The sequence below is a fragment of the Streptomyces sp. P17 genome, from assembly GCF_032436805.1.
Taxonomy (GTDB): Bacteria; Actinomycetota; Actinomycetes; order Streptomycetales; family Streptomycetaceae; genus Streptomyces.
The window spans coordinates 1-276 of sequence record NZ_JAVRBF010000741.1 but is presented as its reverse complement, the minus strand read 5'-3'; the positions used below and the strand labels follow the sequence as shown (position 1 = coordinate 276).

At 45.7% G+C, this 276-nt stretch carries 1 protein-coding gene; it reads right to left on the bottom strand.

Annotation, left to right across the window (positions count from 1 at the left end; translation table 11 throughout):
- Positions 1-4: 4 nt before the first annotated feature.
- Positions 5-276 (bottom strand): hypothetical protein (locus tag RMT89_RS42770; protein ID WP_315889158.1); only part of this gene is annotated, 272 nt, incomplete at its 5' end.

Here is a 276-nt window from a genome sequence, read left to right as displayed (position 1 = left end):
GCCATTACTTTTCCTTGCTTTGTATATTAAGCAGACGATTTGCCTGCAAGAATACGAAATCGGAAATCCACATACCACAGATACCAACAACAAAGCCAGCAGCGAGAAGGGAAGTATCGTTTCCTGTAGCCTCGATAGGAGGCAAAGGGAAGCCAACTTTATCAACATAATGAATAAGTGGTTTAGTGAGGTAACCTGCACACAATGCCCCACAGACAGGGGATGCGATAACAGTACGGAATGATGTGTAACCACGAGACAGTGCTCGAACGACGC